Origin of the sequence: Pseudonocardia hispaniensis (genome assembly GCF_042658695.1) — a bacterium.
GTDB lineage: Bacteria > Actinomycetota > Actinomycetes > Mycobacteriales > Pseudonocardiaceae > Pseudonocardia > Pseudonocardia hispaniensis.
In genome coordinates this window covers 24,212-36,587 of record NZ_JBHSQW010000002.1, presented here as the reverse complement: position 1 = coordinate 36,587, position 12,376 = coordinate 24,212, and the positions used below count along the sequence as shown (strand labels likewise).

Below are 12,376 nucleotides of genomic sequence, written 5' to 3'. Positions count from 1 at the left end.
AGGCCGATGTCGTCGGACAGCCAGTACATCACCGAGGGCGCCTCGGCCATCACCCAGCGGCCTGCTCCGGGCCGGAACCGGCCGTCACGGCCTGTCCGCGACGCCGGGGCGGACGATCGCGACGGGGCAACGGGCGTGGCGCAGCAGCGACTGGCTCACCGAGCCCAGCAAGGCGCCGGCGAACCCACCCCGCCCGCGCGAACCGACCACCACCAGCTGCGCGTCACCGGACCGGTCCACCAGCGCCTTGGCCGGCCGGTCCCGTTCCACCACCCGGCGCACCTCGACGTCCGGGTACTTCTCCGACCAGCCCGCCAGCCGCTCCGCCAGCACCTGCCGCTCGTCGGCCTCGATCGCGTCCCAGTCCAGCAGGGGGCCCAGCGTGGGATCCAGCAGCATGTCGCTCCAGGTGTGCACCGCCACCAGCGGGACCCGGCGCCACGACGCGGCCTCGAACGCGAACGCCACGGCCGCCTCGCTCACCGGCGAACCATCCACCCCGACCACCACCGGTGCCGACGACGCCTCCGGGACGGCACCACGCACCACGACCACCGGAGACGACGCATGCGTCGCCAGCCCGACCGCGACCGATCCCACCAGCAGCCCGGTGAACCCACCCAGGCCGCGGGAACCGACCGCCACCATTCGCGCCCGCTCCGACTCATCGGCGAGCACCGGCACCGGATAGCCCGCCCGCACCTCCTGCTCGATCGTCACGTCCGGGGCTACGGACCGGGCCGCCTCAGCGGCGTCCTCCAGCTCCGCCCGCGCGGCCTGCCACAGTCCCTCCAGGTAGCTCTCCCCCAACCCCAGATCGCCGATATGCGGGGTCCCGGTCCACACGAACGCTCCCACCAGCCGTAAGGGAACCCTTCGCGCCGCCGCCTCACGGGCGGCCCACCGAACCGCATCCAGGGCCGGCTCCGAGCCGTCCACACCGACCACGACCGGCCATGCCCGCTGATCGCTCATCGCTCCTCCTCCGACAGGTCTGATCCCACCCTGGCCGGTCGCGACCACCCTCATCACCGGCGCACGACCCGCGCGTCGGGGCCGTTCGGCCCGACTCGCCTGCGTCCCCCGACCGTGGGCCGCACCACCGGATCCGCCCACCATGACCACGGCACATCACGGACGGAGACATCATGATCATCGGGAGGGCCGATCAGGCGACGATCCGCACGGCGCTGGCCTCGATGGACATCGGTCACACCGTCCACCGGCTGCCCTGCCCGAAGGAGCCGACCCTGCTCGCGGCCGTCGATCTGACGACGAGCGCGGCCGGGATCGACCGGGCCGTCCTCGCGGAGCAGGCGGCGGCGATCCCCCATCGGCGGACCGACCGCAGGCGATTCGCGGACTGGCCGCTGCCCGAGGAGTTCCTGGCCCGGCTCGTCGAGCGGGCCGGCGATGCGCCGGTTCGCCGCAGGCGAGCTGCCGGAACCGGGCGGCCGCGCCGACCACGCCGTCGACGCGGCCCGCGCCCTCGTCCTGGCCACGTCCTCGGACGATCGGCTCTCCCGGCTGCGGGCGGGCGAGACGCTGAGCGCCGTGCTGCTGGAGGCCGCCGGACTGGGTCTGGCGACGACGCCGCTGAGCCTCCGGAGCACCTGCGCTCGGCGGGGTCGGACAGCGCCCGCAGCTCCACGATGCGGGTCAGGTCCCCGGGGCCGACCAGCCCGCTGAGCCCGCCGTCCGGCTCGACGGGTACGCGGTCCGGGCGGGGTGGGCGCCGCGCTCACCGCTCGGGCTCGGCCGGGTGCTCCGGATGCGGATCGAAGATCGCGGTCCTGATCTCCCGGACCGTCCGGTCCAGCTCGGTGACGGCGTGCCGGACGTGGTCGTGCACCTCCGAGAGGAGGGTGCGGCGTAGCGTGCTCTGCAGCTCCAGGCCGGTGGCGAACAACCGCTGGATGACGTGGTCGTGCATGTCGCGGGCGATCCGGTCGCGCTCGGCGAGCATCGCGACCTGACGCTGGGCGCGGTTCTTCTCACCGACCTGCAGCACGAGTGCAGCCTGGTCGGCGAACGAGCGCAGCAGCGGGATCACCGCGGGTCGGAAGGCCTCGGCCCCGGGCCCTCGAACGGCGACGACGACACCGCTGACCCGATCGTCGTGGCACACCGGGACGGCGATCGCCGGGCCGCCGGGCGGCCCGACCGTGGCCTCGGCGAGCACCGGGGCCCCGCTTTCCAGCGCCTCCCGGACCACCGCGGCGCTCTCGTCCAGCGCGGCCTCGGCCCCGGACCGGGCGCCGATCTCGAAATGGCCGGCCGAGTCGGGTACGAGCATGATCATCACCGCCGCGGCCCGGGTCAGCTCCTGGGCGCGCTGGGCGATCAGCCGCAGCACGTCCGGGTCCGCCGCCCGCGTGAGCAGCTCGGTGAGGATCTCCGCGGAGGCCTCCAGCATCAGCCGGCGGACCCGGCCCTGCTCGAACTGGTCGGCGTTGTGCACGGCGATCCCGGCGGCGGCGGCGAGCGCCTGCAGGACCACCTCGTCATCGGCGCTGAACCGGCCGCCGTCCGCCTTCGCAAAGAGCCGGAGACTGCCGAAGAGGCTGTCGCCGACCCAGATCGGGACGGCGAGCTCGTCCCGCGGCGGAACGGGGCCGGACGGTGCCCGCTCGTCCGGCCCGACGCTCACGAACCGGGCGACATCCCCGTTCGGCGCGTACACGGCCAGCGTCCCGTGCCGGGCGCCGACCGACTCGACCGCCTCCCGCACGATCCGCCGCAGCGTGGTGTCCAGCCCGAGTTCCGACGTCACGGCCAGTACCGCACCGAACAACCCCGGCATCCGGTCTCCGGCCTGCGTGATCTTGGCGAGCCACTCCGGCAGCTCGGCGGGGCGCAGGCGGGGCAGCTCCGTCCCCATGCCTACCGCTCCTTCGGCGCGACGCCTGCCGACGGCCGTACGACGGTCACCGAGCACGACGCGTGCAGCACGCAGTGCAGCCCCACGGAGCCGAGCAGGACGCTGGCGAACCCACCGCGGCCACGGTGGCCGACCACGAGCAGCTGCGCGTCCTTCGACTCCGCCACGAGCACCTCGGCGGCGGTGCCGGGCACCGCCAGCACCTCGACCGGCACCCGCCCCACCGGGTCGCCCTGTTCGGTGACGACCTCGGCGACCGTGGCGCGAACGCTTGTCTCGATGTCGGCAGCAATGTCCTCAGTAGACGGAGGAGCCGTCATACCGTAGGCGACCGCCCGGTAGTCCGGGGGTGGGAACACACTCACCACGCGGACCCCGACGCCGCGCCGAGCGGCGTCCGCCAGCGCGTAGGCCAGAGCCTGCCGGGACGACGCCGAGCCGTCCACACCCACCACGACGTCCGTCCGCTCACCCATGCTGCCCTCCACTGGGGACCGTTGCCGACCGATGCCGGTCTCAGGGTCGCCCTTCGGCGGTGTCCCGGCGACGGGGCGGAAGCCCCGGTCCGCAGGGCCGGACGTCACCGTGATCCGCAACGGCTCCGGGACCGACGGGCAGCCGCGGCGGCAGCGGGACCACAATCACGACGACCCAGCCGTCCTCGGAAGGAAACCGCCGACATGCTCCTGTACGACGAACGCGTCCAGCTGGTGGAGTTCTGCCGCCGGATGCAGGCCGACGAGCTCACGGTCGGCACCTCGGGGAACCTGAGCATGCGGCGCGGGGCGCACATCGCCATCACGCCGAGCGGAGTCCCCTACTCCGACCTCACCCCCGAGTCGATCTGCGTGATCGACCTCGCCGGGAACCCGGTCGAGGACGGGCTCGAACCCTCCACCGAGGTTCCGATGCACACCCAGGTCTACGCCCATACCGACGCCGCGGCCGTGGTGCACACCCACCCGATCTACGCCTGCACGCTGTCCACGCTCATCGACGAGCTGCCTCCGGTGCACTACATGATCGCGCTGCTCGGCGGGCCGGTACGCGTCGCGCCGTACGCCACCTTCGGCACCGTGGAGCTCGCCGAGAACAGCGTGCGCGCGATGGCGGGACGGTTCGGCGTGATCCTGGCGAACCACGGCGTGACCACGTACGGGGACGGCCTCGCCAAGGCCTACACCCGCAGCATCTACCTGGAATGGGTATGCCGGATGTACTACCAGGCCCGGCTGCTCGGCGAGCCCAACCTGCTGCCCGCCGACGAGATCGAGCGGGTGGCGGTCAAGCTCGAGCGCTACGGGCAGCAGGCGGAATAGTCCTGCCGAGGATCACCACCGAGGCCCGGGCGCGGTCCGTGGACGTCTGCCGCCGGGCCGGGACGGGGTGACGGCACTTTCCTCGCGCCCCGTCCGTTCTCCGAGCGCCGGGCCTGTCAACGTGAGGGGGACCGCCATGAGCGTGGCCGGGACGGTGCTGGGTTGGTTGCTGCTGCTGTTCGAGCTGGTCCTGATCGCGCGGCTGGTCGTCGACTGGGTCGCGGTACTGGCGGGCAGCGACGGGGGCTGGCAGCGGCAGGCGCGGCGGGTCACCCACACCCTGACCGAGCCGGTCCTGGCCCCGGTCCGCCGGGTGCTGCGGCCGGTGCAGATCGGGTCGGTGGCGATCGACCTAGCGCTGCCGGTGGTCTTCATCCTGGTGGTGGTCCTGCGCGCGATCGTCGTGCGGTGGTGAGACCGGGCGCCGGGAGCGCGCGAGATCTCGCCGTAGCCTGCGCCGACGCCGGCTGCGCAGGATCCAGGGCCCGAGTCCCCACAGGCCGGCGAAGCCCGCGAACGCGAGGCTCGCCGCCACCAGACCGGGCATCCGGCCCAGGACGAAGTCGAAGATCAGCAGCATCACGAACACGACGGCCAGGCCGAGCAGACACAGTCCGGCCAGTGCGCACACCTGGCCCGTCCGCACCAGCGGTGCCCGGGCGCGCTGCCGGAACAGGATCCGGTGCATGCTCACCGGCGCGATCAGCAGCGCCGTCGCACCCGCGGACAACGTGAGCGCCACCAGGTAGATCCCGCGTTGAAACCCCGTCATCTCGGTGAACCGCTGCTGGAACGGGACGGTGAGCAGCAGACCGGTCAGCAGCTGGACACCGGTCTGCACCACCCGCAGCTCCTGGAGCAGGTCCGTCCAGTTGCGGTCGAGGCGCTGGACCTCGGTCTCGTCCCGCTCGTAGTCCGCCCCGGACGGGCCCGGGTCGGTGTGGTCGGCATCGGCGCTCACACCATCTCCCCCGGACGATCCCCCGAGCTTCGGCCGGCGCCGATTGCACCATGTGCCCCGGGCCACCCGCAGGTCCTGGCGCCGGCGGCTCATCCACAGAGCAGCTCGCGGAGCCCGGCCAGGAGCCGGTCGACATCGCCCTCGTCGGTGTAGGGGGCGAGCCCGATCCGCAGCCCGCCGCCGGCACCGAGCCCGAGCCGCCGGGATGCCTCCAACGCGTAGAACGAGCTGGCCGGGGCGTTGATCCCACGCTCGGCGAGGAACCGGTAGGCCTGCTGCGGGGCATGGGCGGCGAAGCTGACCAGCAGCGTCGGGGTGCGCAGCGGCGCCGTGGAGTGCACGAGGACGCCGGGCAGCTGCGCGAGCGCGTCCTCGATCCGCCTGCGCAGCGACAGCTCGTGCGCCTGCACCGCGACCATCCCGGCGAGCACCCGGTCCCGGCGCGACCCCTCGTTCGTGCCGCCGAGCCCGGCGATGAACTCCACCGCCGCCGTCGTGCCGGCCAGCAGCTCGTACGGCAGGGTGCCCAGCTCGAACCGCTCCGGGACGGCATCGGTGGCGGGCACCAGCTTCTGCGGCCGCAACGTCTCCAGCAGGGCCGGGTCCGCCGCGACCACACCGCAGTGCGGGCCGAGGAACTTGTAGGGCGAGCAGGCGTAGAAGTCGGCGCCGAGGCCGACCACGTCGACGGGCGTGTGCGCGGTCAGATGGACCCCGTCGACGTAGGTGAGCGCTCCGGCGCGGTGTGCGAGCGCGGCGATCGCCGCCACGTCGGGCCGGGTGCCGATGAGGTTCGACGCCCCGGTCACCGCGACCAGCCGGGTCCGGTCCGTGAGCTGTGCGGCGACGTGGCCGGGCGTGAGCTCGCCGCCGGCCGGGTCGAAATCGGCCCACCGCACGACCGCACCGACGGTCTCGGCGGCCTGCACCCACGGCCGGATGTTGGCGTCGTGGTCGAGCCGGGTCACGACCACCTCGTCGCCCGGCGCCCAGGTGCCCGCGAGAGTGCGGGCGAAGTCGTAGGTCAGCTGGGTCATGCTGCGCCCGAAGACGATCCCGCGCGGATCGGCGCCGAGCAGGTCGGCCATCGCGGCCCTGGCCCCGAGAACGATGTCGTCGGCCGCGCGTTCGGCGGCGGTGATCCGGCCGCGGTTGGCCAGCGGCGAGGTCAGCGCGCCGGCCACCGCCGCGGCGACGGTGTCGGGCACCTGGGACCCGCCCGGCCCGTCGAAATGGGCGAAGCCGGCGGCCAGGGCCGGGAAGCGGGCACGGACGGCGCGGACGTCGTAGCTCACCCCGCCAGCCTCGCACGGGCGTGACCCGGTTGACCTGAACTCGGGTGCAGGGCGCAGGCTGGTCGTCGTGAGCATCCCCACCCGCACCGCCGTCCGCACCGAGCTGTTCGGGCCCGCCCGCCGCGCGACGACGATCGGGCTGTTGCTGCTGATCAGCCTGATCGCGTTCGAGGCGATGGGTGTGGGAACGGCGATGCCCGCGATCGTCGCCGATCTCGGCGCGGTGTCGCAGTACGCCTGGCCGTTCGTCGCGTTCATGGCCTCGGCGGTGATCGGGACCGTGTTCGGCGGGCGCTGGTGCGACGTCGCCGGTCCGCGGATCCCGCTGGTCGTCGCTCCCGCCCTGTTCGGGTCCGGGCTGGTCGTGGCCGGCACGGCCGGCGGCATGGGCCAGCTGCTCGTCGGGCGGTTCCTGCAGGGGTTGGGCGCGGGAGTGCTGGGGGTCGCGGTGTATGTCCTGGTGGCGGCGGTGTACCCGCAGCACGTCCGGCCTGCGGTGTTCGGACTCGTCTCGTCGGCCTGGGTGCTGCCCGCGCTGATCGGGCCGCCGGTGTCGGGCATCGTGACCGAGCGGCTGTCCTGGCACTGGGTGTTCCTCGGCCTGGTGCCGGTGGTGCTGCTGGCCGTCGCGCTGGTGCTGCCCGCGTGCCGCAGGCTCGGCCCGCCCGATCCCGCCCACGCGACGCCCCCCGCCCGCCGCGGGTTCGCCCTCGCGTCGGTCGGCGCCGCGGTCGGGGTGTCCACGCTGAGCTGGGCCTCGCAGCAAACGGGTGCGCTCGCCGGCGTGGTCGCGGCGGCGGCGGTGGTGCTGCTCGTACCGTCGATGCACAGGCTGCTCCCGGTCGGGGTGTTCCGGGCCCGCCCGGGCGTACCGACGCTCGTCGCCGCACGTGGGCTGCTCGCCGGCACCTTCTTCACGGTGAACTCCTACCTGCCGCTGATGCTCGCCGGAACCCACCGCTGGTCGTTGACGACGGCCGGGATCCCGCTGCTGGTCGGCTCGCTGGGGTGGTCGGCCTCGTCGGCCTGGCAGGGCCGCCACCCCGACCTGGCTCGGCATCGGCTGCTGCGCGCCGGGTTCGGCCTGCTCGCCACGGGCACCGCCGGGATGCTGCTCGTCGCCCCGGCCTGGGGCACGCCGTGGCTGGCCGTTCCGTTGTGGGCGGTGGCCGGGGTCGGGATGGGCCTCGGTTTCTCCTCGGTGGCCTATCTGCTGCTGGCCCAGTCCGGCCCGGGCGAGGTGGGGTTTCACTCCGCGGCGGCGCAGCTGTCCGACCAGCTCACCACCGCGACGATGATCGCCGCGGGGGGCGGGCTGCTGGCCATGTTCGGCTCCGCGGCGTCGGCGCTGCCGATACTCGTCGCCGTGCTCACGGCGATGGCCGTGCTGGGCGTCCTGATCGCAGGTCGGACGGCCGGGGAACGCCCGTAGACCGGCCCGCGGCTAACCGAGCGTGAGCAGCTGCTCGTAGAACCCGCCGATCTCGCGGTCCCGGTCGATCAGATGCACCTCGAGGATCCAGTGGCACCGCCGGCCGGAGCGGTCGACGCGCCGCATCGCGGTCGGGTTGCCCGCGGCGATGTAGCTCTCGATCCGCTCACCGTCGATGAGCTCATGCGGGAACTCCCCGAGCAGATGTCCGCAGTGTGCACCGCCGAGCTCCCAGCCGGCATCCGCCGCCAGCCCGGCGATATGCGCATGCAGCTGCTGGCCCGTCACCTGTGGATGGGCGTCGAAGTACGCGCGACCGGCGGCGAAGATCCGGGGCAGATCGTCGCGCAGCCGGTGCTTGACGGGATCGTCGCCGAGCACGAACGTCCGCCCCAGATCGGCCTCCCACTCGGCGAAGACCGGCCCGAGGTCCAGGAACGCGATGTCGTCGGCGCCGATCTCGCGGTCCGGCGGGTTCTCCCGGTAGGGCTGCAACGTGTTCGGGCCCGACCGCACGATCCGTTTGTGCCAATGCCTGCGGGTGCCGAACAGCTCCGCCCCCAGATCGCGCACCTCGGCGCTGAGCACCGACTCCCGCACGCCGGGCCGCACCAGCCCGCGCCGAACGATCTCGTCGAACAGCGCGACAGCCTTGTCCTGAGCCTCGACCAGCCCGCGGGCCCGAGCCTGTTCGTCCACCCCTGCGACACTCATGGGGCAACACTAAGCGGATACTCGTCCCGGTGAACCCGGCGAACCGCGTGATCGCCCGCGACGGCGTGCACGAGATCGAGATCCAGCGTTCTCGGTTCCTGTGCAGCCTGGCGCGGGTGGGCGACGAGGAGTCGGCCGCCGCGTTCATCGCCGGCATCCGCAAACAGCATTGGTCGGCCACGCACAACTGCTCGGCCTTCCGGATCGGCCCGGATGGCGCGATCGCCCGCTCCAGCGACGACGGTGAGCCGGCGGGCACCGCCGGGGTCCCGATGCTGGAGGTCCTGGTGCGCCGGGGCCTCACCGACACCGTCGCGGTCGTCACCCGGTACTTCGGCGGGATCAAGCTCGGCGCGGGCGGGCTGGTCCGGGCCTACGGCCGCGCGGTCGCCGAGGCGATCGACGCCGTGGGCACGCTGCGCCGCGTCCGGTGCGCCGTCCTGGAGATCACCGTCGGGCACGCCGAGGCCGGCCGGCTGGATCACGCGCTGCGCGCGGCCGGGCACCGGATCGCGTCGATCGACTACGGCGCGACGGCGCGGTTCACCGTCCACGTTCCGCTCGCCGGCACCGCGGAGTTCGATGCGTGGCTGGCCGAGCACAGCGGCGGCGCGGCGACCGCGACGCCGGCCGGGACCGTGGATCTCGACGTCGCGGGCTGAGCCGGTCACACCGCCGAGAGCCGGATGCCCAGCGCGGTGGTGACCGGATCCGGGGCGGTGAAGCGGGCCACCCCCTCGACCGAACGCACCCACTGCACGCCGCGGATCGCGTTGGTGAGCAGGACGCCCTCGGCGGCACCCAGCTCGGCCAGGTGCACCGCGCGCACCTCGTGGCGCGCGCCCTTCGCCTCCAGGGCGGCGAGCATCGCCTGCCGGGCCGTGCCGGGCAGGATGCGCCCGTCCAGCGGCGGGGTGGCGACGATCCCGTCCCGCACCACCGCGACGTTGGATCGGGTCGACTCCAGCAGGAGTCCGGTCGCGTCGACGAGCAGCGGCAGGGTGCCCTCCGGCAGCGCGGCCTCGAGGCGGTCGATCCAGCCGCGGTCGGCGAACTTGTGGGCGGCGCCGGACGCGACGTGGACCGGCCGCAACAGCAGGCCCGGCTGTGCGGCCACCGGCACCGGGGCCTCCCACTCCCGAACCCTCACCCGCACCCGGTCCGGATGCTCGGGGCGGGCGTCGACCCGGACCCGCAGATACCCCGCCCGGGCGGTGACCGAGGCCGCGATCGCCCCGGCGACGTCGGCGGTCAACGGACGCCGGTACAGCTCCCGGTAGGAGCCGCCCAACCGGCGCAGGTGTGCGTCGAGCCGCCGCGGATGACCGTCGACGACGAGCAGCGACTCGAAGATGCCCTCCTCCGGACGCGCGAGGCCCGCCCGCACCCCTGTGCCCTCCGCCGACCGCATCGCCGCGATCCCACCACAGCAACCGAACCGCAACCCGACCGGGGCCGATCGTGACCGATCCGTCTGAGATCATCGGACGACGGGACGTGCGGCACCGCTGTCGGGCCGATCCGTCTCGGGGGGACAGGGGGTGTCGGGACCGTGCCGGAGCGTGCGCGCAGTCACCTGTGGACGGCGGCGCGGCGCCGCCGTCCACCGCTCACGCTGGTGATCTCCGCGTTGGTGCTCACGGCGCTGATCGCCGGAGGGGCGACGGCGGCGGCCCGCTCGACGCACCCCGGCCCGGCCGCGGTCCCGGCGCCCGCGGTGGTCGCCCCGCCGTTGCTCCAGCCCGCCGACGGGGCCACCGGCGTCAGCCCCACCGCGGCCGTGGGCGTCGAGACCGGCGCGGGGACGCTGCGGGCGGTCCGGCTGACCGACGCGAAGGGCGCCGCGGTGCCCGGCACCCTGTCCGCCGACCAGCGGCGGTGGACGGCGACCGGTCCGCTCAGCTACGACGGCACCTACACCTGGAGCGGGTTCGCCGTCGCCCCCGACGGCACGTCCCTCCCCCTGACCGGGACGTTCCACACCGTGGCGCCCACCCAACTGGTCCGGGCGCGAACCACGATCGGCGACGGGCAGACGGTCGGCATCGCCGCCCCCATCGAGGTGCGCTTCAACCGGCATCTCGATGACGCCGCGAAGGCCACCGTCGAGCGGGCGCTGAGCGTGCAGACCTCGGTGCCGACCCTGGGCGGCTGGGCCTGGCTGCCCGATACGGCGCAGGGCTCCCGGGTGCACTGGCGGCCTGCGAAGTACTGGGCTCCGGGCACCACCGTGCGGATGGCGGCGCGGCTGTTCGGCCTCGACCTGGGCGCCGCCGGCTTCGGTGCCGCGGACCTGACCAGCGAGTTCACCATCGGCCGTAGCCAGATCGTGAAGGCCGACGTGAACAGCTACCGGATGGTCGTGATCCGCGACGGCCAGCAGATCATGGACCTGCCCGCGAGCTACGGGCTGGGCAGCGACCCGAACCGGGTCACCCGCAGCGGCATCCATATCGTGATGGGCAAGGCCGAGACCGTGCTGATGTCCAATCCAGCCTATGGGTACGAGAATATCCCCGAACATTGGGCGGTGCGGATTTCCAACAATGGCGAGTTCATTCACGCCAACCCTGCCTCGGCCGGGGCCCAGGGCAGGCGCAATGTCACCCACGGCTGTATCAACCTGTCGACGAAGGACGCCCGGGCCTACTTCGCCACCGCCCTGTACGGCGATCCCGTCGAGGTGACCGGCAGTAGCGTCGCGTTGTCCGCGGCCGACGGTGACAACTACGACTGGACGATTCCGTGGGAGCGGTGGAAGTCGATGTCGGCACTCGGAAGCGAATAATTGCACCGATCCGGCCGAAATCACGCAATTCCTCCCGGCTCGGATTGGTGTCGCAGGCCGTGACATCGTGTCTGCTGTGATCGGATGGCCCGCGCAGGTGCGGCTGGACTCGGATTGGTTCGTGCTCGGCACCGCGACGAGCGCGGTGCTGCTGAGCGCGCTGGTCCCGGCCCGCTGGCGGCGCTGGCACCACCGGCGCGCGGGGCGGACGATGTCGGTCGTGGCGGCGGTCACCTCGGTCGTGCTGGCCAGTGGTGCGGCGGTGAACGGGATCGGGAGCTTCTACCCGACCCTCGGCGCTCTCGCGGGCACCTCGACGCTGCCGGCGGGGGAACCGCCCCACAGCACGCCTGCCCGCGGCGGCCCGGGGTCGGTGAGGACGCTGCGCCTGCCGCAGGGTCCCCGCGTCGGGGTGTACCTGCCCGCCGCCTACGCCGACCCCGATTTCGCGGGCACGCGCTTCCCGGTCGTCCTGTGGCTCGGGGACGAGCCGCTCCGGCGCTCCGGGCTGCCCGCGCTGCTCGACGAGGCCATCGCCGCCCACCGGCTGCCCCCCGTCGTCGTGCTCGCCACGGGTCCCGACGCCGACCCCGCGGCCGTGGGCCACTGGGCCCGCCGCGTTCTGCGGGTGCGCACCGACCGGAGCGCGTGGAGCGTCGCGGCGCCGCCCGGCGGCCCGGCGTGCCCCCTCGACGTGGCGCTGCGCCACCCTGCCGACTACGCGAGCGCGGCAGGCCCCCCGTGTAACCCGCCGGGGCCGTCCGGTCCCGCGGCCCCGACGGCGCTGCTGGCCACGGCACGGGCCGGGCACCCCGGCGAGATCGCGGCGCTCGAGCGCGCCCGCGCCGCTGCGGCGCCTCTGGCGCAGCTGACCGGCTACGTCCTGCCCGGCACGGCCGCGGCGCAGCGACGCGCCGTGCTCGGCTGGCTCGGTGCGCAGCTGCCGGGCCCGGTACTGGGCGGAGGCGATGGTGTCCCGGCCTGAG

The 12,376-nt window shown here is 73.8% G+C and carries 13 protein-coding genes; 6 read left to right on the top strand and 7 right to left on the bottom strand.

The window, feature by feature from the left end; genetic code table 11:
* Positions 1–84 precede the first annotated feature (84 nt).
* From ACFQE5_RS01500 to ACFQE5_RS01490, 3 genes are all read right to left on the bottom strand, one after another.
* Positions 85–975 (bottom strand): universal stress protein, encoded by an 891-nt coding sequence (locus tag ACFQE5_RS01500; RefSeq protein ID WP_379581891.1) that lies wholly within the window; start codon positions 973–975, stop codon positions 85–87.
* 766 nt (positions 976–1,741) lie between these two features.
* Positions 1,742–2,881: a GAF domain-containing protein gene (locus ACFQE5_RS01495; protein ID WP_379581889.1), complete on the bottom strand. Its 1,140-nt coding sequence runs from the start codon at positions 2,879–2,881 to the stop codon at positions 1,742–1,744.
* Positions 2,882–2,883: 2 nt separating this feature from the next.
* A complete protein-coding gene (locus tag ACFQE5_RS01490; protein ID WP_379581887.1) occupies positions 2,884–3,357 on the bottom strand; it encodes a universal stress protein in 474 nt (157 codons plus the stop codon).
* Between the two features lie 204 nt (positions 3,358–3,561).
* Between ACFQE5_RS01490 and ACFQE5_RS01485 the strand changes: the two genes are divergently transcribed.
* Positions 3,562–4,200: a class II aldolase/adducin family protein gene (locus ACFQE5_RS01485; RefSeq protein ID WP_379581885.1), complete on the top strand. Its 639-nt coding sequence runs from the start codon at positions 3,562–3,564 to the stop codon at positions 4,198–4,200.
* Between the two features lie 136 nt (positions 4,201–4,336).
* Positions 4,337–4,615, top strand: a complete 279-nt coding sequence (locus tag ACFQE5_RS01480; protein ID WP_379581883.1) for a YggT family protein — start codon at positions 4,337–4,339, stop codon at positions 4,613–4,615.
* Here ACFQE5_RS01480 and ACFQE5_RS01475 read toward each other — a convergent pair.
* A complete protein-coding gene (locus tag ACFQE5_RS01475) occupies positions 4,553–5,161 on the bottom strand; it encodes a DUF6328 family protein (protein ID WP_379581881.1) in 609 nt (202 codons plus the stop codon). The genes ACFQE5_RS01480 and ACFQE5_RS01475 overlap by 63 nt on opposite strands.
* A gap of 89 nt (positions 5,162–5,250) precedes the next feature.
* Positions 5,251–6,456, bottom strand: coding sequence for a cysteine desulfurase-like protein (locus tag ACFQE5_RS01470; protein ID WP_379581879.1), 1,206 nt, complete (start codon positions 6,454–6,456; stop codon positions 5,251–5,253).
* Between the two features lie 67 nt (positions 6,457–6,523).
* Between ACFQE5_RS01470 and ACFQE5_RS01465 the strand changes: the two genes are divergently transcribed.
* Complete coding sequence (locus tag ACFQE5_RS01465) at positions 6,524–7,888, top strand: MFS transporter (protein WP_379581877.1); 1,365 nt, start codon at positions 6,524–6,526, stop codon at positions 7,886–7,888.
* Between the two features lie 12 nt (positions 7,889–7,900).
* On the opposite strand, the gene ACFQE5_RS01460 is transcribed toward ACFQE5_RS01465, so the two are convergent.
* Positions 7,901–8,602 (bottom strand): M24 family metallopeptidase, encoded by a 702-nt coding sequence (locus tag ACFQE5_RS01460; protein ID WP_379581875.1) that lies wholly within the window; start codon positions 8,600–8,602, stop codon positions 7,901–7,903.
* Between the two features lie 29 nt (positions 8,603–8,631).
* Here ACFQE5_RS01460 and ACFQE5_RS01455 point away from each other — a divergent pair, with 29 nt between their 5' ends.
* Complete coding sequence (locus ACFQE5_RS01455; protein ID WP_379581872.1) at positions 8,632–9,264, top strand: YigZ family protein; 633 nt, start codon at positions 8,632–8,634, stop codon at positions 9,262–9,264.
* Between the two features lie 5 nt (positions 9,265–9,269).
* Here the strand turns inward: ACFQE5_RS01455 and ACFQE5_RS01450 are convergent, their stop codons facing one another.
* A complete protein-coding gene (locus tag ACFQE5_RS01450) occupies positions 9,270–10,013 on the bottom strand; it encodes an aminotransferase class IV (RefSeq protein WP_379581869.1) in 744 nt (247 codons plus the stop codon).
* Between the two features lie 141 nt (positions 10,014–10,154).
* Between ACFQE5_RS01450 and ACFQE5_RS01445 the strand changes: the two genes are divergently transcribed.
* A complete protein-coding gene (locus ACFQE5_RS01445) occupies positions 10,155–11,390 on the top strand; it encodes a L,D-transpeptidase (RefSeq protein ID WP_379581867.1) in 1,236 nt (411 codons plus the stop codon).
* Positions 11,391–11,466: 76 nt separating this feature from the next.
* On the top strand, positions 11,467–12,375 hold the full coding sequence (locus tag ACFQE5_RS01440; RefSeq protein ID WP_379581865.1) for a hypothetical protein: 909 nt from the start codon (positions 11,467–11,469) through the stop codon (positions 12,373–12,375).
* Position 12,376: the final 1 nt, after the last annotated feature.